General features: G+C 66.6%; 19 protein-coding genes. 14 read left to right on the top strand and 5 right to left on the bottom strand.

Annotation, left to right across the window (positions count from 1 at the left end; translation table 11 throughout):
- Positions 1–406 precede the first annotated feature (406 nt).
- The 4 genes from AC5JJ6_RS29235 to AC5JJ6_RS29220 all read left to right on the top strand — a co-directional run bounded on the left by AC5JJ6_RS29235 (position 407) and on the right by AC5JJ6_RS29220 (position 3,768).
- A complete protein-coding gene (locus tag AC5JJ6_RS29235) occupies positions 407–604 on the top strand; it encodes a hypothetical protein (protein ID WP_496045434.1) in 198 nt (65 codons plus the stop codon).
- Positions 605–725: 121 nt separating this feature from the next.
- A complete protein-coding gene (locus tag AC5JJ6_RS29230; protein ID WP_496045433.1) occupies positions 726–1,448 on the top strand; it encodes an NAD-dependent deacylase in 723 nt (240 codons plus the stop codon).
- Between the two features lie 326 nt (positions 1,449–1,774).
- Positions 1,775–2,161 carry a hypothetical protein gene (locus AC5JJ6_RS29225; protein WP_496045432.1) on the top strand — a complete coding sequence of 129 codons (387 nt, stop codon included), beginning with the start codon at positions 1,775–1,777 and terminating at the stop codon, positions 2,159–2,161.
- Positions 2,162–2,826: 665 nt separating this feature from the next.
- A complete protein-coding gene (locus AC5JJ6_RS29220) occupies positions 2,827–3,768 on the top strand; it encodes an IS5 family transposase (protein WP_496045431.1) in 942 nt (313 codons plus the stop codon).
- Positions 3,769–3,877: 109 nt separating this feature from the next.
- On the opposite strand, the gene AC5JJ6_RS29215 is transcribed toward AC5JJ6_RS29220, so the two are convergent.
- Positions 3,878–4,573 (bottom strand): hypothetical protein, encoded by a 696-nt coding sequence (locus AC5JJ6_RS29215; RefSeq protein ID WP_496045430.1) that lies wholly within the window; start codon positions 4,571–4,573, stop codon positions 3,878–3,880.
- A 260-nt stretch (positions 4,574–4,833) separates the two neighbouring features.
- Between AC5JJ6_RS29215 and AC5JJ6_RS29210 the strand changes: the two genes are divergently transcribed.
- Both AC5JJ6_RS29210 and AC5JJ6_RS29205 read left to right on the top strand, forming a co-directional pair.
- Positions 4,834–5,334 (top strand): hypothetical protein, encoded by a 501-nt coding sequence (locus AC5JJ6_RS29210; RefSeq protein ID WP_496045429.1) that lies wholly within the window; start codon positions 4,834–4,836, stop codon positions 5,332–5,334.
- A gap of 66 nt (positions 5,335–5,400) precedes the next feature.
- Positions 5,401–5,526, top strand: coding sequence for a hypothetical protein (locus AC5JJ6_RS29205; RefSeq protein ID WP_496045428.1), 126 nt, complete (start codon positions 5,401–5,403; stop codon positions 5,524–5,526).
- 95 nt (positions 5,527–5,621) lie between these two features.
- Here the strand turns inward: AC5JJ6_RS29205 and AC5JJ6_RS29200 are convergent, their stop codons facing one another.
- Complete coding sequence (locus AC5JJ6_RS29200) at positions 5,622–6,656, bottom strand: IS630 family transposase (protein ID WP_496045427.1); 1,035 nt, start codon at positions 6,654–6,656, stop codon at positions 5,622–5,624.
- Positions 6,657–6,851: 195 nt separating this feature from the next.
- On the opposite strand from AC5JJ6_RS29200, the gene AC5JJ6_RS29195 reads away from it, so the two are divergent.
- Together AC5JJ6_RS29195 and AC5JJ6_RS29190 are read left to right on the top strand one after the other, a co-directional pair.
- Positions 6,852–7,259, top strand: a complete 408-nt coding sequence (locus tag AC5JJ6_RS29195; RefSeq protein ID WP_496045426.1) for a helix-turn-helix domain-containing protein — start codon at positions 6,852–6,854, stop codon at positions 7,257–7,259.
- Entirely contained in the window at positions 7,213–9,369 is a 2,157-nt protein-coding gene (locus AC5JJ6_RS29190; protein ID WP_496045425.1) for a VIT domain-containing protein, read from the top strand. Before AC5JJ6_RS29195 ends, AC5JJ6_RS29190 begins: the two co-directional genes overlap by 47 nt.
- Before the next feature lie 432 nt (positions 9,370–9,801).
- Here the strand turns inward: AC5JJ6_RS29190 and AC5JJ6_RS29185 are convergent, their stop codons facing one another.
- The 3 genes from AC5JJ6_RS29185 to AC5JJ6_RS29175 all read right to left on the bottom strand — a co-directional run bounded on the left by AC5JJ6_RS29185 (position 9,802) and on the right by AC5JJ6_RS29175 (position 14,493).
- Positions 9,802–10,812, bottom strand: a complete 1,011-nt coding sequence (locus AC5JJ6_RS29185) for a helix-turn-helix transcriptional regulator (RefSeq protein WP_496045424.1) — start codon at positions 10,810–10,812, stop codon at positions 9,802–9,804.
- 466 nt (positions 10,813–11,278) lie between these two features.
- Positions 11,279–13,402 carry an AAA family ATPase gene (locus AC5JJ6_RS29180; RefSeq protein WP_496045423.1) on the bottom strand — a complete coding sequence of 708 codons (2,124 nt, stop codon included), beginning with the start codon at positions 13,400–13,402 and terminating at the stop codon, positions 11,279–11,281.
- 641 nt (positions 13,403–14,043) lie between these two features.
- On the bottom strand, positions 14,044–14,493 hold the full coding sequence (locus AC5JJ6_RS29175) for a hypothetical protein (RefSeq protein WP_496045422.1): 450 nt from the start codon (positions 14,491–14,493) through the stop codon (positions 14,044–14,046).
- A gap of 96 nt (positions 14,494–14,589) precedes the next feature.
- Here AC5JJ6_RS29175 and AC5JJ6_RS29170 point away from each other — a divergent pair, with 96 nt between their 5' ends.
- The 6 genes from AC5JJ6_RS29170 to AC5JJ6_RS29145 all read left to right on the top strand — a co-directional run bounded on the left by AC5JJ6_RS29170 (position 14,590) and on the right by AC5JJ6_RS29145 (position 21,376).
- A complete protein-coding gene (locus AC5JJ6_RS29170; RefSeq protein ID WP_496045421.1) occupies positions 14,590–15,459 on the top strand; it encodes a hypothetical protein in 870 nt (289 codons plus the stop codon).
- A 9-nt stretch (positions 15,460–15,468) separates the two neighbouring features.
- Positions 15,469–15,822 (top strand): hypothetical protein, encoded by a 354-nt coding sequence (locus tag AC5JJ6_RS29165; protein WP_496045420.1) that lies wholly within the window; start codon positions 15,469–15,471, stop codon positions 15,820–15,822.
- Positions 15,823–15,892: 70 nt separating this feature from the next.
- Positions 15,893–19,330, top strand: coding sequence for a TM0106 family RecB-like putative nuclease (locus tag AC5JJ6_RS29160; protein WP_496045419.1), 3,438 nt, complete (start codon positions 15,893–15,895; stop codon positions 19,328–19,330).
- A 244-nt stretch (positions 19,331–19,574) separates the two neighbouring features.
- Positions 19,575–20,090, top strand: coding sequence for an exonuclease domain-containing protein (locus AC5JJ6_RS29155; protein WP_496045418.1), 516 nt, complete (start codon positions 19,575–19,577; stop codon positions 20,088–20,090).
- 18 nt (positions 20,091–20,108) lie between these two features.
- Positions 20,109–20,285 carry a putative quorum-sensing-regulated virulence factor gene (locus AC5JJ6_RS29150; RefSeq protein ID WP_496045417.1) on the top strand — a complete coding sequence of 59 codons (177 nt, stop codon included), beginning with the start codon at positions 20,109–20,111 and terminating at the stop codon, positions 20,283–20,285.
- A gap of 812 nt (positions 20,286–21,097) precedes the next feature.
- A complete protein-coding gene (locus AC5JJ6_RS29145) occupies positions 21,098–21,376 on the top strand; it encodes a hypothetical protein (RefSeq protein WP_496045416.1) in 279 nt (92 codons plus the stop codon).
- The last annotated feature ends 31 nt before the right edge of the window (positions 21,377–21,407 follow it).

Genomic DNA, 21,407 nt, shown 5'->3' with positions numbered 1-21,407 from the left:
CGCGGCCAAGCTAGACCAGACCGTGCCGATGCCGATCAGCCCCTCCGGCTTTACGACACCCCGCCGGAGAGGCTTGTCGCCAGCTGCCTCGGCATCGGCCAGAGGACGCGCAGCGCTATCTCTTGCTTCAAGCGCACGGGCCCGTCCCGTAGCAAGGCATGGCGGAGCGCGACGGTAGCCAGAAGGCTGCTTGCGTCTGCTGCCTATGGCTCGGCAAACAGGGGATCTCCATCTTGCTATCGAAAGTGGGCGGCGCACCAGCCGGCCACCATTCCTGTGCTGAGGCGCGGCCTCCACACCTACTTCAGGTTCTGACGGGCTTACCCGGCATCATCAGCCCCCTTGAGGCCGACGCTGGCTAGCCAACGCTGCGTCGTGGCTTCGGCCTGTAGGAGAGGAGACCGAGATGGAAAAACAGGAGATCCGCAGTCCCAACGGCAAGCTGCTCGGTACGATTCGGCGGGAAGGATCGCGCTTGGTCGCCCGGTCGGTGGCAGGCCATATGCTAGGCTACTATTCGGAAAGCGACGGAAGGACACGCACGCCGAGTGGGCAGATGATTGCGCAAGGCAACGTCCTCGCCAGCCTCATCTATGATCAGTAGCGGGCTTTCCCCAAGTGTCCCGGAGAGCCGGAGGCCCAGAGGCGTCGCGGACGAGCCCCGCAGTCTGCCCGGCAGGCCCCCTACGCGGTTGATTGCCATTTGGGTCGGGAGAAAATGTTTCATGCCTCAACGCCACCTCCCCGCTATCGTCGTGCTGACCGGCGCTGGGATCTCACGCGAGTCAGGCTTGGCCACCTTCCGCGACGCGGACGGGATGTGGGCAAAGGTCCGTATCGAGGATGTGGCCACGCCGGAGGCCTTCCGACGTGATCCCGACCGCGTCCATGAATTCTACAACGCTCGTCGCGCCCAGCTGCGCGACCCGGCCATCGGCCCGAACGCGGCCCATGAGGCGTTAGCGGAGCTTGAGCGCCGTTGGCCTGGCGAGATGCTGTTGGTCACTCAAAACGTCGACGACCTGCATGACCGAGCGGGGAGCCGCAAGCTCATCCACATGCATGGGGAGCTGATGAGGGCGCGCTGCTTGCATTGTGCGACCACGCTGCTGTGGGCGGACAATATCACCAAGGAGACGGCATGCCCGGCTTGTAGCCGCGCCGGATGGCTGCGTCCGGCTGTCGTCTGGTTCGGCGAGGAGCCGCTGGAGATGGGGCGCATCGGCGCTGCCCTCGACGAGTGCGACTTGTTCGTCTCGATCGGCACCTCGGGCAACGTCTACCCGGCAGCTGGCTTCGTCGCCGAGGTCACGGGCCGCGCTCGCACTGTGGAGCTGAATCTTGAGCCGACTGAAGGCACAAGGCGCTTCAGTGAGGCGCGGCACGGTCCAGCCACCGAGGTGGTGCCCGCCTTTGTCTGCGAGCTCCTGCGCGAACACGGCTGCTAGTTTATGGTTCTCCAGTAGCCCGCACGTCTCAGGTGTTGGAAACGCACCAATTCGTACGGTGGTGAGCCGACGGTCGGCAGCCCCACGCGGGTTAGGGTCTGGTCCGCCGGCGCTCAAGCCAGGCTCGGTATGGCAGGAGAACATCGGGTGCTTGTGCGGGACGAAGTTTCTCTCGTCAGCGTTCTCGAGGATGGCTGCGTACTCCGTCACGCGCGGCCCGCCGGTTAGTCGAAGTAGACGGCGAGTACGTCGGGACCGCCCGCCAAACACCCGGTGGCGCAGCTACCCTGATAAACACGCAACACTTACCGCAAATGGTGAAGCTTATGGGCGAGGTCGAACGCCGCATCCGAGAGGAGATAGCTCAACGTGCGAAATTACGGGCCGACAACCTCCTTCCGCCACTCGACGTGGAGGCAGAGGTTGTTTTGGAAATGGCGCTGGCTCGTCGGCGCACCTACGACGAAGAGGAAGCCAAGCACGAGGCAGACTGGCGGCGGATATGGACCGAGGTCTATGCTGAGTGTCGGGCCGCCAGGAATGACCCGGGTTGGCCTCATTCATCAGGCGGGCACACCATGGCCTATCGAATCGCCCGCCAGCGCTTTCGGGGCTTTCTAGAGCAGAAAGGCGTGCCACACGTGCCATTCGCCGTTCGCAACGCGGTGGTCTATGGCAGTAACAAGCCGCAGACTAGGAAAGCGCCACGCTGATGCTGCCCGCTTGCCACGTGCCAATGCCCTGACCGGGAACAAGGGCTAGAGCAGCTACTGCTTCCGCCCGGCTCTTGCCTACCGCGGCATCACATCCTGCATACCGTCAAGCCGCGGCCGCAAAGTGGCGATCCCGCATAGCAAAATTCTCTGTCGACAGAGACAGTGCATTAAGAATGTTCTCTGTTCCTGGAACGGGCACGGCAAGCTCTGCTCTGATGAGGGTGACCCCGTATAATTTGCTAGAGCGACGCTCTGCCTTGGTATGGTGGGCATTCAACCGTGGCTGTGACCTGTTTGATTTGTGGATCAAAGGTGCCTGAGAGTGGACTCATGAGACTTGTGCGCGGATCGCCCGAGACACAGCATCTGGCGCCTGGGCGCCTGGGCGCCTGGGCGCCTGGGCGCCTGGGCGCCTGCGACAGCCGCTACAGAATGTGGCTGACGGGACTCGCGCACAGGTCTCCTGATACCAAGTCTCGCTGATCCCAACCTGTCAGCGGCGGGAGGCGCACCTGACGCAGTCTGCTCCGGCCTCGGCGGAGACGCTTTACGGCATGGGTTCTGGTCAGTGGGATTCGGTATCAGGAGACCTGTGCGCGGATAGCGCTGGACGTTGGAGCTTGGCTCTGATTCGCTGCGGGTGATCAGCGGCGGAGGCTTCCATGGCGCGTCGTCGGATTGGCCAGGCCACGCTGTTGTTCAGCTCTGTAGGTGCTGCACGTCAGTCAACTTTGGACAAGCTGCTGGGGCTGATCGACTGGGCGCCGGTCGAGCACCAGCTGCGCGATGTTTCTTGTTCTGCGAAAGGGGAGCCGGCCTGGCCACCCTTGGCGTTGTTCAAGGCCATGCTGATCGCGGTCTGGCATGACCTGTCCGACGTGCGGTTGGCCGAGGCGCTCGATGATCGCGCCTCGTTCCGGCGCTTCTGCGGCTTCTCGGCCCATGAACCGACACCCGAGCGTACGGCCTTCGTGCGGCTGCGGGCTCAACTCGTTGCCCACGGCCTCAACCAAGCGCTGTTCGAAGTGGTGACAGACCAACTCCGGGCCAAGGCGATCACGGTCAAGACCGGTACCCTTGTCGACGCCACCGTGATTGCCTCGGCCAGCCACGCTGATCCGGAGGCCGGTTGGGCTGGTCACCAGCGACGCAAGGCGATCCACAGCTTCAAGGCCCATGTCGGTGCCGATGCCGATACCGACCTGGTCGAGGCGCTCTGCGTGACACCGGGGAATGTGCATGACGGCCGAGCCGGCGGCGGTGCCCTGCCTGAGGTATTCGGTGAGGTCTATGCCGACAGCGCCTACCGTGGCCCGATCTTCGGCGCAGCGGTCGCTGTCCGCGGTGGATCACCCCGCATCGTGCAGACCAGCATGTGGGGTCGCCCTGGCGATGACACGCTGCGCAAGCTCCGTCGTTGGAACTACGACATCCAGCGTGTCCGCTGCCGCATCGAGAAAATCTTCGGCACCTGGAAGCGCAGCTACGGACTGCGCCGCATGCGATGGCGAGGACTGGCCAAGGCTACCCTGCAGGTCCATCTCACCGCCATCGCTTACAACCTTCGCCGATCCCTCACACTGCTCAGCAACCCAGCGGCATGAGCTGAGCGAGTTCTCCGAGCAGTCCATCTGACATCGTTGCAGTCCCGCTGAACGCAGCCGTCGCACTCAGCCATAAAGCATCTCAAACGCTATCCGCGCACAGGTCTCATCAGACCCTCGGTGTATCCTCTCGTCTGCGCATGACAGCGACGTAATCCAGAAGTTCCGGCCGCACGACTCCTAAGGCCTTTTGTGCGAACATGGCCGATCCCGCCACGTCGTACCAAGCCAAGGCAGCCCTCCGTTGCAGCCACAACTCCCGCGCTTCGAAAGAAGGGGTTTCGGGGTGAAGCATCTTAGCTAGAGCCTGGGCGACAGCCACGACCCTCTCCGGGGAGCAGCAAAGCCTGACCACGGCGAAAGCCGTCCAGAGCTCGGGCAGCATCACCGTGAAGACAGAGGCGCGATCTGAGTGGTGGCGCAGCGAGGCGTCTGCCGGCGTGCCTGCCGGTGCTCCACTCCACCATGCAACGAAGCGCTCAAGGACGCAGGCTGCCTCCTCGGCGGATGCGGCGTCTATTGCAGCGACTGAGGATGGTGGAACCCACCCGCCAATCACTGCGTGCCCGCTGCGGGGGACAGATGGCGGGCGCCTGCCACGCCCCCACGTGGCTTCGATTTGGCGGCACAGCGCGGAGAGCGGAAATCGGGCCTCCAGGGCGAGTGCGGCATCGACGTCCGACGTCTCTTGGACAAACATCTCCATGACGAGGTCGTGGCCATCGTCCAACCACTCGTAGCGCCGATCCTCGGCCTCCGCTTGAGCGATGTCGAACGCGATGCCCTCGGTGCAGTAGCCACACATTTTCTGAAACCCCCAGACTTGGATAGGCGATCTCCCAGCCCCGCAGGATCATGACATGTTGTCCGGCGATTGGAATCTGCACGTTCTCGATCATCGGCGAGCAGAGGCGTGAATGCTTGGTCATCGTGTTGGCGCGGAGGCTCGCCTTGGATGACCGTGCTGCAGGTTGCGGATAGAACGGCACCGACTTCCATCCGTGCGTCAGCACCTGACGTGCTGCACCGCGACGCTTCTGCCCTGCCGAATGAAGGGGCGTCGCAATGAATGTGAGGACGAACCGCCAAATCCTGGACTGGCTGCTGGCTGAGGACGCCGGCGACTTTCCGCCTGCTCCGCCCGAGGTGCTCGCCGACTGGGTCGAGACGATCCCCAGTGGTGCACACAAGCTCCGGGCGCGACGGTCGCTGGAGCGGCGCTTCGGCTTGAATTCTGCGCCTAGCACGCCGCGCGGGCCGGAACGCTTCTGGACGTGGCTCAAGCTTCCCTTCGAGCCGCCCGTTTACTCGACCGACGACGCGACCGGAGAGCGCCTGCTGCTCTCCCCCGACTTCGTCGCCGAGTTCAGCTTGCTCGCGACCGGACCGCAGAAAGTCTACGAGATGCCGCCTGGCTTGCCGTCAGAAGAGATAGTGAAATGGGTCCTGGCCAAGCCTCCTTACAACGACCGTGAGGCCTATGCCGTCTGGCGTGATTGGGAGGGGCGCGAGTACGAGATGGTGAATGGAAAGCTCATACCCAAGCCACATGATGGCGCTGGCTGACGTTTACGGCACGGAGGCCATGGGCGGGCGGTATCCGACGTGGCACGCAGGTTCCGGCAGGATGAGATGAGCAGGCTGTACGAGCGCTCCCAGAGCGCCGTCAGGCTCGCCATGCTGCTGCAGGGCTCCCGTAGCGGCTTCGGCATTACCGACATCCAGCAGGGTGTTCGATGTCAACCGGCGTATGGCTGAGCGCCGCCATAACGGTATCCTGCCTGCCTTCTCGCAAGGTCAGGAGGTGCCGCCCGGAGATCGGGCCCCTATTGAGGCGGCCCCCATTGTCTTGACTACGCGGCGTAGCGGAATTGCGGGTGCTGAAAGATGGAGCGGATCCGCTGCGGCCGCTTGGCAAGGCTACGCATATGGCTGATCGCCGCACGTTTCAGCTGCTGCTTGCTGCGCGCCGGCGCCTTGCGCGGGACCGCCTGCTTGAGGTTGGCGTTCACTTCCTCGTCTGGGTTCAGGTCGGGGCTGTAGGGCGGCAGATAATGCACCTCGATCCTGGAGCTGTGCCCGGCAAGCCAGTCCTGAACTAGGCGGGCGCGGTGCACCCGCAGCCGGTCCAGGATGAGGAAGACCTTCCGGCGAGCGTCGCGGATCAGGCACTCGAGGAAGCGGATCAGGGTCGGGGCGTTGACCGCACCGTCGACGATCATCCAGCGCAGTTCACCTTTGTTGGCCACCGCCGAGACCAGGCTCAGGCTGGCCCGCTTGTGGCAGACCCGAACCAGCGGTGTCCGGCCACGCGGGGCGTAGCCGCGGCCGCGCACGTCATCCGAGCGCAGGCCGGTTTCGTCGCCCCAGAAGATGATGCCACGTGCCTGCCTGGCCCGTGCCACGATCGCCGGGTAGTCTCGCCGCAGCCAGTGCCGCACCGCCGCCGGGTCCTGCTCGTAGGCCCGCCGGATCGGCTTCTGGGCGGTGAAGCCCCAGCGCGCCAGGTACTTGCCCACCGTGCGCACCGCCAGTGCGACCCCGCACCGGCGGGTGATCAGCATCCCCACCGCCGCCCGGCTCCAAAGCGCAAACGGCAAGCCCAGCTCGTCCGGCGTGTGACGGCGGATCAGCGTCTGCACCTCAGCTTCCTGGGCCGTATCCAGCAGGCGCTGTTCGTCGGGTTTGCGGCCGCGCGGCTTGCTGACCAGCCCTTTCGCGCCCTCAGCTGCAAAGCGCTGGCAGATGTTGATCACCCCGGTCCGGCTCAGCCCGACCTGCTCGGCAATCTCTCGAAAGGTCAGGCCGCGCTGACGAAGCCCGACCACCTGCCGCCGGCGCTCTTCCTGAGCCGCCGCGGGCAGCTTGCGCATGTCCACGTGCCTCATGCCCGCGAACTTGGATCCCCAGTCAATCAGATCAAGACAATGAGGGCCGCATCAATAACAGCTCGCTGACGCTGGACCAGGAGCGGGCTCAGGCAGAACCATTTGCCCAGCTGTCGACAGCTTTCGACAATCCTAATGTCGAAAGGGCTTGCGTCTTGACCTACGTTCGACAAAGATTGCGTCGAAAGATGGTCAATGAACATTCACGAACTCACAGCGCTCACCGGGGAGACGCCGCGCCAGGTGCGTTACCTGATAGCGGAAGGATTGATGCCCCCGCCGGAAGGCGGGCGCTCAAATGCCTATTACGGCGAGGTGCATGTAGCGGCGATCCGGGGCTACCAGCGCCTGCGGGCCCTTGGCTTCAAGCCGGCCGCCATCCGCCTGCTGCGTGAGGGCCGGGGTGGGCCGGTCACTCTGCCTGTAGCGCCCGGCCTCGCCCTGAGCATCGACCCCGCGCTGTTCCCCAGCAGCGCCGAGGACCAGCCCGCCCCCTGCGCCCTCGCCAAGCGCATCACCGAACTCATCACCGACATCCTGATGGAGACGTCCAAGCATGGCCCAGACACCGATCCTGCGCCCGGTGACGCTGACGGCAGCTAAGGGCGATCCGCTGGGACGGTTCCGCGACGGCGCCGTCGAGACCGGCTCCGGTCGGCCTATCCCGCTCGCAGCCACCCGCATCCGGGTGCTGCTGACGGGCGGCCTCGCGGTGGTCAGGACCGAGCGCGTGTTCAGGAATGCCGAAGCAGCCTCGATCGAGGCGACGCTCACCTTTCCAGTGCCGGTGCACGCAACACTGTTCCGGCTCCAGGCCCAGATCGGGGGGCGGGTGCTACGCGGCGCTGCCCGTCGGCGCGGGGCAGCCCGAGAGGCCTATGAGGATGCGGTGGACCGGGGCAGGACGGCGGTGCTGCACGAGGAGGCGCTGCGGGGCGTGCACGTCCTGTCCGTCGCCCATATCCCGCCCGGCGCCGAGGTCGAGGTGGCTTCGGACTGGGCCATGCCGATGGCCGCCGCCGAGGACGGCGCGGCTGTCCTGCGCATCCCAACCACGGTGGGCGAGCTCTACGGCCACTCCCCTCTTCCCGACAGCGACGATCTGATCACCGACCCTGACTTGGTACACGAGGCCGAGCTAGAGGTCCGCTGCGAGGACGGCGAGGCGGCGCTGCTGGGTGACGCAGACCTCCTTGATGGCCGCGCGCGGCTCCGTCTTGATCAACCAATCGATCTCCGCGTTTCCGGCTGGAGCGGACGTGACCTGCGGGGCCACTCCGCCGATGGCAGCGCCATCACGCTGCGGGTCGCCCCAGCCCCGGTCGATGAGGCACCGATTGACGCGGTAGTGCTGGTGGACCGCAGCGGCTCGATGAGCAGCCAAGTCGTCTTGGACGGCAGAACCACGACGAAACACCAAGCCTTGGTGCGAGGCCTGCGCGATGCAGCCGGGGCGCTACGGCCCGAGGACCGGATCAGTCTCTGGGAGTTTGACGACGCCGCCCAGCCAATCGCGCCGCGGCGAGGAGGCGGCTTCCTTGCCGCCGTCGAGGCGCTCGGGCCGCCACAGGGCGGCACCGAGATCGGCGGCGCGATCGCCGCCGCGCTGGCCCGCGAGCCGAGCCGGGACGTGCTGCTGATCACGGACGGCCAGAGTTGGGGGCTCGACGTGCACGCCGCGGCCAGGTCAGGGCGGCGGTTCTCGGTGGTGTTGATCGGCGAGACCAGCCTTGAGGCACAGGTTGGTCACCTCGCCGCGCTCACCGGCGGACGGATCTTCGTCGCAGCCGATGCCGCAACGGGCGAGGCGGTGCGCCGGGCCTTCGCTGCCCTGCGCCGACCACACCTAGCCATCGGTGCTGCCGAGGAGGCGATGCCTGACGAGGCCGAGGCACTGGTTGGCGGCATGCGGGTGACGGCCCGCTTCGGGCTTAAGCCTGCTCTGCCGGTTTCCTGCCCGGATGATCCGTTACCCCGGGCGGTGGCGGCCGTTGCCGCAACCCTGCTGCTGCCCCGTCTGACCGAGGATGCCGCTGCGGCGCTCGCCGAGGCCGAAGGTTTGTGCTGCCATCTCACCAGCCTTGTGCTGGTGGACGAGGCAGGCGCGGCGCAGGAGGGCCTTCCGGCCCAAAAAAAGGTGCCGCTGATGGCGCCGAGATCGGCGCCGGCGGGCAGCGGCTCCGTTCACTGCGCCCCTCTGCCGCCCACGGAGATGCTGTCCTCCAGCGCCCGACAGTTCCGGATACCCGCGCCAGCCTCACCCGCGCAAGATGGCTTCGGCCGAATCTTCCGCCGCGTCAGTAGAGCGAGCAATCAATCCGCCACGCCGCAAGATGGGTCGCCACCGACTGGGCTCGAAATTCCCACCTTCCTCCGCCGCCAGGGGAACGCAGCGGGCCTCCTGCCAGCGTCGGGCTACTTGGCCAGTGTTGGAAAGCACATTGACTGGTCCGCAAACCCCGAAGGCTTGCGAAGGGGCGAGGTGGACAGCTTGCCTCCCGGGGTTGCCGGTCCCCTACGGCGCGCCGCCGCCGTGACGGAGGTAATTGCGCTGTCCAACGAGCTAGGCCTCGCGCCGCTGGTCGCAGCCATCGCCTTGCTAGCCCAGAGCGTGGCAACGGAAGACCGCCATGCGGCGCGACTGGCACGCGCCGTCCTGGGAGGAACCTCACCCGCGCGGCTGCAGGAGGTGCTGCGCGCTCTCCGGTTGTAGGAGCGTGCTTCTCGCTGGACGCCGCAGCGCCACCTGCTCCTCCGCATCCTAGCCTGCCAGCCGCCGCGTAACGTGTCCGGCGATCCAATCAGTCCTCCTTGCTACGGGGCTATGCAGCCCGCGCCGGGTCAGGACCACGCTCCGCTCCGACACGTAGCCCCCGGCCACGAGACGCTCAACCCGCTCTGCCAGCCGGTTGAGCAGCGCTGCGGGCTGCGCCTCGACTGCCAGCACCGTGTCGCCCGGTAGCGGGCTTCATGCTTCGAAGGAGAAGGGCAGCAGCGTGGCCATGGAGGGAACACTGTATGGCTATTGGGCAGTGCGGTGCGCAGGCGCTGCAGCGTTGGTGCTCCCGCACGATTGCCATCCGGCGGTCGGCAGGGAGGCACGCCGGATCGCAGGTCCATGGCAGGAGGATTTAGGCCATCGGCGTCAGGCAACTCGCTGCCGGCTGGACGGCGCAGCCGAGCCAAGTGCCGCGTCAAGTAGGGCGGCATACCGGTCGCGAAGTGCTGCGGGAGATACAACCTCGACGCCGGGGCCCCATGTAAAAAGGTGCCAGCACATTTCCAGCAGGCCGCCCGCCTTGAAGCGCACCTCGACGCCGCCGCCGTCGAGCCGGCGCTTTTGCTCGCTGAGGTGGAAATGGTGTTCCAGGGCGTCGGCGGCGAGTTCCGGCGCGAAGTGCCAGACGACCTCTTGCGGTTCCTCCTGAAAGACCCCGAACGACTGCGAAGCGTAGGCGCGCAGATCGAAGCCCTTACGTCGAGTAAATCCAACCCCTGTTGGCACGACGTCTGACAAGTTGGCCAATGCATAAAGCTTCGGGAAGCGTGCCGCGGCCCCGGCAGGGAAGGCAACCAGGTAGTGGCGTTGACCGAACAGGACGCCGTGCGGCTCCAGCTCGACGGATGCCACACGGCCGCCGATCCGGCGGCGATACCGGGCGCGGATGGTCAGGCATCCCGCTAGGGCCTGGCGAAGCGTTGCCAGTAGTCCCTCGGGGATACCAGGGCGTGGCCCCGGGCGCATGGCGTGGCCCTCCGCCTCCAGGAGTGCCTCTAGATCCGGCTCCATCCGGCTGCGGGCGGCCTGCGTCATCAGCGCCGCGACCTTTGCGCGCAGGCCGTCCAGCAGCCCAGCGCGCTCGTCGAGCCCCTCTGATCGGAGGCGCTCAGCCGCGAGGTGGAGTTCCTCCAGTTCGGCGGCCTGGACGGCGATGGTCCGGTTCAGCATGGCGTCGGGAATGCGCCAGCGCTTCACGCGCTCCGTCCCTGGGACCTCCTCGGCTTGCGGGAAGGCGCGCAAGACGGCGTTCCGCATGCGCTCGGCAGTGCTGCGGCTTACCTTGAACTCGCCGGTGATGTCCTCCAGTGAGACGCCACTCCTTGAGCCTTGCATGAGCAGGGCCAGACGCAGCAAATCCTCGACGCGCTCGTACATTCGCCCCCCGGCACTCAACCGGCCGCTATCATGGCTCCCGCAAGGGAGACGTCCAGCCGGCGGAACTCCAGCGGCTCAAGGACGAGCTTCCCTTCGCGCATGACGCACTCGTTCCCTTCTGGGTGAACCAGTCGGCATGAACCTCCTGATCATCGTAAGGTGGCTTTCCTTCCAGAAACTTGCGGACTTCGATCGAGCGGCCGGCAGGAGCCCGGAATCACTGCTGCTTCGTCCTTGCTAGCGTGTCGGCCCTCCTGGCCAGTGAGGATGCCGGTGTCCTACTTCAGGGTCTGCTGTGCGCTCGGCGGAAGATCGACCACGGGCGGTCTCCGCCGAGCGCTTCCTGCCTGGCAAACCTCGGCCAAGTTACGCGGTTCTGCTGTTGCCGAAGGTGGTTCCGCTCGGCGCCCCTGAAAGGACGTGATCATGGGTCCCGTCCTACGCAGTCGCGCACCCACGTGCTGTCTTACGCTGCACGTGGAGGCACGGCGAGCTCGAGCTCCGGCACAGGACGCTTGGCATGGTGGAAGCCAATGGGCCTCGGCGACTTTCCCTTGGCCTCCGCCTCCTCTTCAAGCCAGCGCAGGAGCCGCCACGCGTCGCACTCAACACCAAGGATTGCCGCCTTCCGCCGCACCACGGCGAAGTCGCCCGGGGTGAGACCGTCGGGCAGCGAGGCCGGCGGCTCGAGCCCCAGCATACGCCGGAAGGCGAGCGCGGCGCGCGCAGGGTCCATCGGTTCGAAGCGCAGCTTTAACGTGAAGCGGCGCGGCACCGCCCGATCCATGCGCTCGGGGAGGTTCGTCGTGCAGACCAGGGGCAGAGGGTGGCTTTCCATCCAGGTGAGCATCTCGTCCACCTGGCTCACCTCGAAGCTGCGTTCAGCCGCGCTGCGGTCGAAGAGAAGTGCCTCCGCCTCGTCGATCAGCAGCAGCGAGCCGTTGGCCCGAGCCTCTGCGAATGCGCCGGCGATCTGCTTCTCCGACCCTCCCACCCACATCGAGAGCAGGTCCGATGCACGTTTTTGCAGCACCGGCATGCCGATCCGCTTGGCCAAGTGGCGCGCAAAGTTGGTTTTGCCCGTGCCGGGCGGTCCGCTCAGGCAAAGCGACCAGTCTCGCGGCGCATCCTCACGCGCCAGCATCGCGCAGAGCGCGTCGAGATCCTCCGCGCATGCGGTGAGCTCTGGATCGAAGGCTCCACCACGCGCCTCAGGCGAGTCCGCCAGGGCGCGCTCGCGTCCGAGGACGGCCATGATACCGCCGAGCGCCGTCTCCAGACCCGCCTCACCACCACCGGCGAGGCGTGCCGTGCGGGCAGCGATGGCCGCTGCCGCCGCCGGCGCCGTCCAACGCTTCGCAAGCCGCTTCGGTGCCTCCGGCGCGACCTCGAGGCCCTCGGCCGCCAGCACGCGGGTCCAGATGCGCTCCCGTGCCGGTGCATCCGGCACCTTCACCTCGATGATGAGAGACATGCGACGTATGGTGGCCAGGTCCATCTGGTGCAGGGCGTTGGATGTCCAGATGGTCGGCACCGGCGCCATCTCCAGCATCCGGTTCACGAATGCCTTCGACATGTCGGCTTTCTGCTCGCCATGTGCCTGGCGGGACTCAAGCACGTCCTCCGCCTCATCCAATAGGACGGCCACACCGGGCCGGCCCTGCAGCATGGCATGAGAGGCGCGCAGGGCGGCCAGCCTCTCCGCCCGGTCGAGTTCGCGTTTGCCACGGCGCCCCTCGCCCACCGCATGGAGTACCAGCCCCGCGCGCTGCGCGAGCGCCGCCGCGAACTCGGTCTTCCCGGTTCCGGGCGGACCTGCCAGCATGACGTGGATGCCACGCGCTCTGGTCTGCGCAGCAGCATCCAGCAGTCGGGCCGCCATCTCCGCCGCCTCGCCAATATGGGCGAAATCCTCCCAATCAAGCGCTGGGGTCATCGGGCGTCCAATGACCGCTTCGGCCCATGCGTCGCGGTCGACGTACGCGCTGCACATGGCGGTCCGCAGGGAGTCTGGGAGGTGCAGGCCGTCATGCCGGGTGAAGGCAAAGTCGACGACCTCCGGGTCGTAGCTAATGAGGCCGCAGCTGAGCAGGCGGCTCGTGGGAGCCAGGCATTCCTCAGCCTGCGACGGCGCAACGCCCAACAGCGCTGCTACCGTGCGCGCCACGTCGTTGAGCGTGCGGCAGGCCTCGACAGCGAAGTCGCGCAGGCTGGCGCTCCGGCGTACGCGGAGCACGAGCCGCAGGATTTCGACATCCAGGTCCGCGAGGCCGAACGCTTCAGCAGCGTAGCCAACATTCGTCTCAAAAGGCTCGCGGCCGGGAGTAGCTGAGGTGTACAGCGCGAGGCGCGAAGTCAGTCGTTGCACCAGTTCGGTGTGCCTCGCGCTGCCGGGAGCAGGCACGGGCCGCTGCTTCTTGTCGTCGCTGCCTTCCCAAAGATCGTCATCTTCGCCCATTCGCACTGAGGCTATGTTGGCTGCGTGGCTGCGGAGCGCTTTCAGCAAGTCGTCCCGCGCCTCCGACATCAATGCGTTGCGCAGGTACCACCCAAACTGCGCGCGGGGAATGGAGATCGGCTTGGCTGTCACTATGATGACCTCTTGCTGTCTGGATTGGCACCATCGCCGTCTTCTACGTCAGAAATTGACGGGCTAGCGCGCGATCCCCAGTGGCAAATAGTCCGAAGGCGGCGCGCACGCATCCGTCCGCGGCTGGACGCTCGTTATCGAGTTCCGTTTGACGGTATAGGTGCTGTGCGAGGCAACATATCCGGTCGCCGTTGATCCCATCCCGCTTCTGGTGCCTTCCTCGCCGCCCGGGATGCGGAGGTGCAGCCGAATGCAGAGTTCTCCTGCCTCATCTACTTCGATTGGTAGAATGAGGACTTCCACCGGCACCGAGGCCTCCGGGTTGTTTCCCGGGATGTCGACAAGCCGCCCGGTATCTGCCGGTGCAGCACTTGGGCGACGGCCCCGACCTGATGTGGCTGCAGGTCACATCGTGCCACCCTGAGGCTGCGCTCATCGCCCCCAGAGACGGGTGCCCGTGCCATCACATGCGCCAACTGGCCGCTTCCTAGGCGAGCGGATCCTCGTCACCGCTGGTGGCGCCCTGACCGCAGACGTGGCTCGGCTTCACATGGCCGTCCCAGCCACGAGGGGGCTGCTGGCGTCGAAGCGCCGAACTTCCCTACCCCCGCCGTGGCGGGATGGCAGCTCATCTACCCTCTTCATCCTGCGCGCCGAGGTCGTCGAGGACCAAGCTGGATCGCCACACCCCTGCGCGGCCCTCGGTTCTCGGCCGGTTCGGCAGCGCTCCCTGCCGGGCGGCCTCGACGAGAAAGCCGTAGCCTGCGGCGCCTTGGTTCCACCGCCAGCTGATCGAGCTGCGCGAGGTCAAGCTCGGACACCTCAAGGGTGGTGGGACACCCTGGCGCAGCAATCCGAACGGAGGGGATGTGTGCTGCTACGATGCGGAGGTCGTCGGGTCCGAGAGCGTCAGGCGTCCAAAGCTCGCCGCCCTCCGGAGCCGGCCCGATGCGATAGGCGACGCCGAGAAACGTCCGCTCGCCGACGTGGAACAGGCGCAGCCGAATAGGTGCAAAGAATTCCAGCGCCCCGAAGACCACGACCACGTCGTGGCCAAGCCGGGCGATCCTTTTCGGTGAAGCTCCACTCATCTGTTCAGGTCCTCCGTCGAGAGGGTCACCCGGGCGTACGTCAGGATTTGACGGGCACCGCCGTCATCGTCGGCATGCCACAGGAGGATGATCGCCATGACCGCCCCAGACCACCTCAGGAGTGCGCTGCTCGCCGGCATCGCTGCCGCGTTCATGCTCGCCGCCCCGGCGGCGGCGCAGGCACCACCGGCGCCCACCCGCGTCGAGGATCAGGTCAGGACCTGGGCCTCGCAACTCAAGGCCGAGGCGGAGGCACTGCGTGCGGAGGGCGCGGAGGAGGCCGTCCGGACGCTGGAGCGCATGGCCGAGGCTGAGGCGCGGCTGCTCGAGCGCCTGCGTGGCACCCAGGCGATCGACGACCTCTTGCCCGAGATGTCCCGGATCTGGTCCGAGGGCGCCGAGCAACTCGGCCGCTTGTCGGCCCGGATGCCAGAGGTGCAGGCCTCGCACAGGCGCAAGCTTCAGAACCTCCGCGGCATCCTGGCGCAGGCGCAGGCGGCAGGGCGCGGTGCGGAGCGCGAGGCTGAGGTGACACGGGCACAATTGGAGGCGATGAGGGCGCGGGCGCGGGCGGCAGCGCCCAACTCACCCGACGCCATGAAGGCCGAGGTCGAGGCCGCCGCTCAAACGGCCACGCTTGCCGCCAGGGAGGCACAGGCGCGTCTGGTCGCGGGCTTCGCGGCGCAGGCCGGCCAGGCGCTCCGCCGCCTGGAAGACGCGAGCCAGGGTATGGAACTGCTCGCAACTGCGATCTCGGCCCACGCCCGCGTCCTGCAGGCATCCTCCGACCTCGCACAGACCCGCGCGGTCGCACGCGATGCCCTACAGATGCTGGCCGACATGGCGGATCGTCTGGAAGGCTTCGAGGGCGTGCTGCAGGGCCTGGCCCAGCACTGGGAGGCACTGGACGGGCTGTTGCGGCGTCTCGGCGAGCTGCCGGCCGTCCCCGGCCAAGCGAAAAGCTGAGAGGCGTGCATGCCCAACACCCTGGTCATCATCGCCGCCTGCACTGCAGTCCTCGGCCTCATCGTGGCGCTTTGGCGCGTCGGCAGCATGGCCGGCGCCCTCGCAGGAGCCGCAATTCTGAGCACTGCGCTCTCAGCCGCGTACCTGGCCTCCAAGCCCGTGGCCGAGCGTCCCTCTCTGCGGACGCTCACGTTGCTTGCTGGCCGAGCGCCGCTCCAGGCGCCTCGTCCTACTCCTGTCGCGCCGCCGACCTGGGCCGACGCGAGCCGGTCGCTCTCGGTCTACGGCGCACGTCATCGGGACGTTCACGCGCTGCTCCGCGCCAAAGCTGGGGACGCCGGCCAAGCCGCCCGCACTCCGTGACGATAGCGTTTCTTTGCGGATGTGCTAATTGTCTTGATGCCGGATGAGGCTGGCACAAGGGACACGGGCGATGCGTCAGTTCGAGGGAAGTCTTCTGCTATCGGCGGGCGACCTCAACGCCTTTCTCGGCTGCCGGCATGCCAGTGCCCTGGCCCGGCGTGCCTTGGATGGCGAGAACCTTCGAAAGGGCGAGGCCGACGCCACCCAACGCCTCGTCCAGAAGCGCGGGCTGGAGCACGAGGCTCGGCTCCTTCGATCCTTCCGCGAGAGTGGTAGGAACATCGTGGAGATTCCCGATGGCCGCGCCTTGCTGGACCGCGTGGCCGTGACGGTCAGGGCCATGCGCGCTGGCGCCGACGTCATCTTTCAGGCGGCGCTCGGACGCGGGCGGTGGCACGGCTTCGCAGACTTCCTGGTGCGCGTGGAGGGGGGCTCCGACTTGGGGCCCTGGAGCTATGAAGTTTGGGACACCAAGCTCGCCGCCCGCGCCAAAGCCTCCCATGCCATCCAACTCGCCCTCTACGCCGATCTTGTCGAGGCGGTGCAAGGCGTCCCGCCGCCAGCACTGCGGGTGAAGCTCGGCAATGGAGGCGAGCACATCATCCTGCCCCACGACGTGGTGCATTACGCCCGCCTCGCCGGCCGGCGCCTGGAGGACTTCATGGCGCTGGCTGTGCGGGAGACGGAGGGGGAGCCCTGCGGCTACTGCGCCCTCTGCGACTGGCTGGAGGGATGCGAGGAAGACTGGCAGCTGAGCGACCACTTGAGCCTCGTCGCCGGCATCCGCGCAAGCCAACGTCACAAGCTCCGCGCGGCTGGCGTTGACACGTTAGAGGCCTTGGCAGCGTTGCCCGAAGGCCACCGCATTCCCGACCTTGCTCCTGAGGCTTTTGCCAAGCTGCGGTCGCAGGCGCTGCTACAGCACCGGGCCCGCGTGACGGGCGAGAGGGTGCATGAAGTGTTGCCCTTTGAGCCCGGCCGTGGCCTCGCGCGCCTGCCTCCATCCGACCCTGGCGATGTTTACTTCGACATGGAGGGCGACCCGCTCTTCCCGGACGGCAGGCTGGAGTACCTCTTCGGGATGGAGAGCGGAGGGCGCTTCCAAGCTTTCTGGGGTCACGACCGGGCCGCCGAGAAGCACGCCTTCGAGCAGTTCATGGACCGGCTCAAGACCCAGTTCGACGGGCACCCAAACGCGCACGTCTACCACTATAACCATTACGAGCCGACCGCGCTGAAGCTCTTGGCCATGCGCCACGCGACGCGGGAGGCGGAGCTGGACGACATGCTCCGTCGGCGCCGCTTCGTGGACCTCTACGTTGTGCTGCGCGAGGCCCTGCGGATCGGCGAGGAAAGCTACTCGCTCAAATACGTGGAGCGCTTCTTTCGCGAGCGGCGGGAAGGAGAAGTCGGCACCGCTGCCGACAGCATCGTGGCCTATGAAGAGTACTGCGAGTCGGGCGACACGCAACTCCTGGCAGAGATCGAGGCATACAACGCGATCGATTGCCGCTCGACCGCCGAGTTGCACGCTTGGCTGCTCGACCTGAAGCCGGCGGAGGCATCCTTCCTCAACCCAGCGCTCTCCACTCCTGACCCGGAGCGCGAGGCGAAGCAGCAAGCCGCGGAGGCCGAGCGGCAGGCCCTCCGGGCTAGCCTGCTCGATGGCGTAAGGGACGAAGAGATTCCCTACCGCAGCCTCGTCGCGGAGCTTTGTGACTTCCACCGGCGCGAGCAGAAGCCGCATTGGTGGGCGATGTTCGACCGTATGGAACGCCGGGAGGATGAGTTGGTCGTGGACGCCGAGTGCCTCGGCGGCCTGCGCGAGGCCGGCCCCTGCGAGAAGGACGGGCACTCTTTCATCCGTGCCTATACATTCCCTCCGCAGGATACGAAGCTCCGTAAGGGGGGCAAGCCGACCATCGCAGCCACTTCGAAGCCGGCGGGCGAGATCGTGGAGTTCGACGAGGATGCGTGCCGGCTCGTCCTCCGACGCGGCGTGAGGGCGGGCGAGTTGCCTGACACGCTCTCGCTCGGCCCCGCCGCGCCGCTGGAGGATGCAGCAATCCGCGGCGCGATGCGTCGCTTCGCGACCTCGGTCGCCGCGGGCGACAGGCGCTTCGCGGCAGTGGAGAGCATCCTGCGGCGAGAGTTCCCGCGCATCGTGAGCCAAGCTCCAGGGGCGCCGATCTTGCGGCAAGGCGAGGTCGCTCTGGCCGGCGCAATTCGTGCCGTATCGGAGCTCGATGGGAGCCACCTCTTCATCCAAGGGCCGCCCGGCACCGGCAAGACGTGGACGACCAGCCGCGTCGCGGTGGCGCTGATGAGGGCCGGGCGCCGCGTCGGCGTCGCCTCGCTGTCTCACAAGGCCATCAACAACCTGCTCGAGGGCATCGAGGCCGCAGCGCGGGAGGAGGACTTCTCCTTCTCTGGCGTGAAGAAGGCGACCGCCGGCAAGCCTGAGCAGGCTTTTGACGGCGAGTTCATCACTACGGTCACGGACAACAAGGCGGTAACGGAGGATTACGACCTCATCGCCGGCACCGTCTTCCTGCTGGCCCGGGAAGATCAGGAACTCGCCCTGGACACGCTGTTCGTGGACGAGGCGGGCCAGGTTTCCCTCGCCAACCTCGTCGCCATGGGGCTTTCGGCGAGAAACATCGTGCTGGTCGGGGACCAGCAGCAGCTCGGACAGCCGATCCAGGGCTCCCACCCAGACGGGACGGGCGTCAGCGCGCTGGAGCATCTGCTGCAGGGCGCGTCGACCGTGCCCCCCGAACGCGGCATCCTGCTCGACACCTCCTTCCGCATGCACCCATCGTTCTGCGGTTGGGTGTCCGAGGCGATTTATGAGGGACGGTTGCGCGCGCACGAGGACGCAGCCCGTCAGCGCCTGCTGCTGGCGGAGGGCGCGCCGGCACCACTCGCGCCGCATGGCCTGCGCATGCACTTTGTGCAACACGCCAACCGCTCGCAGTCCTGCCCCGAAGAGGCTGAGGAGGTCGTGCGCCTCTGGACTTCGCTTGTAGGCCAGCGATGGGTTGACCGCGCGGGGCGGGAGCACGTGATCGGTCTGGAGGACGTGCTGGTGGTCGCGCCCTACAACGTGCAAGTCAATTTGCTCCGCCGCCACCTGCCCGAAGGCGCGCGCGTCGGTACTGTGGACAAGTTCCAGGGGCAGGAGGCACCGGTCGTGCTGGTTTCCATGACGACTTCCTCCGGCGAGGATTTGCCGCGCGACATCGCATTTCTGTTCAGCCGCAACCGCCTCAACGTCGCGGTCAGTCGGGCAAAATGCCTCGCCGTGGTTCTCGCCAGCCCGGGACTTTTGGAAGTCGAATGTGGTACGGTGGAGGAGCTGCACTTGGTCAACACGCTCTGTAGCGCGCGTGTGTGGCTGGGCGATGATCCGCTCGCAGCCGATCCGGCTCTCATGCCATCCTGGCGTCAGCCCGGTCAGAACTGGACGCTTCCGGAGCAGGCGGTGCCCGAAGTCGCCGGGGAGTAGGTTGCGACGTCCTTCTCGTTCGGCACCGACAGAAGCAGCTTCCGCGATGCCCAGGGCGCCTATCTTTGAGCGAGGCCACCCCAGACGTAGCTGCAGGCACGAGCCAGCGTCCGGCGCAAGTTTTTCCGCACTGGATCAGCCGTACGAGCCTCCCGCCTGATGGGAACCGCCTTGGATGAGAGACGAGCAGTCTTCTCAGAAGAGGCGGCCACGGCAACGAAGCGCCAAATGGTGGAACCAATCATTGGACACGACCCGGCTACGCATCATCGATCTGGAAACCACCGGCACGGCGCCGCCGGCCGAGATCATCGAGTTCGGTCGTGCCGACGTAGTAAGCGATGCTGGCGGGGTTACGGTGGAAAAGCCAATGGCGCGCCTCTACCGGCCCATGAACGGGATCCCGCCCGAGACGATGGCGGTGCATCACATAACCGAAGCGGATTTTACCGGCGACACACCGGTTTGCACACCCGACCGGCTACGCCTGGCAGTCTGGGGCGGTCCGCCGCCCGACATCCTTGTCGCTCATCACTGTGAGTTCGAACGTCAGTTCGTGACGGAGGCTGTGACCGACGGCCTGCCGTGGATTTGTACCTACAAGGTCGCGTTGCGCATTTGGCCGGAAGCCCCGCGGCACTCCAACCAGGTTCTGCGCTATTGGCGCCAGCTCCGCCTCGATCCGGGCTTGGCCATGCCGCCGCACCGGGCGGGCCCGGATGCCTGGGTGACAGCCCACCTGTTAGCCGAACTGCTGTAGGTGGCGCCAGTCGAACAGATGATCGCCTGGACCCAGGAGCCGAAGCTTCTGCCCAATATTCCCTTCGGCAAGCACCGTGGCGTGCCCTGGGCAGATGCGCCGCTCGACTACCTGCAGTGGGTGATCCGCCAGACTGACATGGACCAGGAGGTCGTGTGGAATGCCAAGCAAGAATTGGCACGCCGTACACTCTGAACGAGCATGGACTTTGGTGCTCAGCTCGAGATACTCGATCGGCGTTGACCTCGGGACACGAGTGTCCTGATCGAAAAGTTCCTATGATCACATGGCTGATCATAGGAGGCGGTGGTGGGCAAGCCTGCGGTGTCGATCACGTTGAGCGCGGCCGAGCGGCGCTAGTTGGAGTCACTGGCGCGGGCTCGCAAGACTGGCCAGGCAATGGCACGGCGGGCCCGGATCGTGCTGGCAGCGGCGGCGGGGCTGGAGAACAAGGTGATCTGCGCCGATGTCGACGCGGACGCGAACACGGATCGCCGCTGTCGTTGTGGCGCTCCAATGGTGAACCTGGCCCATAGCGCGTCCTTCCACGCTTGCTGGAAGACTGCACCATCAAATCCCGGGATCAAACATCTAGCGGAAGGCTGATCGGCTGCACCCCAGGCGTTGCCGAGTGGCTTGAGGGTGGGTGGAGCCACAATCTTTTAGTTGCGATCTTGAAATTGACTGGTGGCATTCCCATGTGGGTAGTGAGAGGCACGGCCCTGCTTGGCCCCTGGCTCCTGACAGCAACGCAGTCCATCCACCGGGAGCCAGGCACAGCTTGGCCGGTTCAGGACGGCGCCAGGGCATCAGCGATGATGCCTAGTGCTGCCCCTGGCCGCGTGCAGCGGCGGGACCGCTGTCCTCTCCCCTCCCCCCTTGTCATCCCATTCGGCGGGCACCCCCAGCGTCATCCCTGGCGCTGGGGGTGCCCGGCACCGCGCATCCGGCACTGAGCCGGCCGCTTCTGCGAACCCTGACCCTGCCAGCGGTGGCACGGGATGGCGATGACAACGCCCACCCGGTGCCCGCTTCCCTCACCCGAAGCCGGCCGCACCGGCCCCGCCGCGCCAGCCGCGGCGGATCTGCCCCGGATGGAGCCGCGCCGGCGGTGTTCAGGCCGGCTCGCCAGCTTGGCCGCCCCGACGCGGGCCGTCCGCCTGACCGGCGGCGGGTCGGGCCAGCCCGGCGGCTGCTTCGGCAGCCTGCCGGGCTGGAGGACTGCCCCGGCCCGCCGCTCTCCAGCCAGGCTCGGTAGCTCTCAAGCCGACCGTCGCGGCCCTTGAGCAAGGCCGAACCCGATGTTGGAGACACCCA

The organism is Skermanella sp., assembly GCF_059503625.1.
The sequence above is the reverse complement of the archived record's forward strand: the minus strand, read 5'-3'. Positions and strand labels throughout refer to the sequence as shown.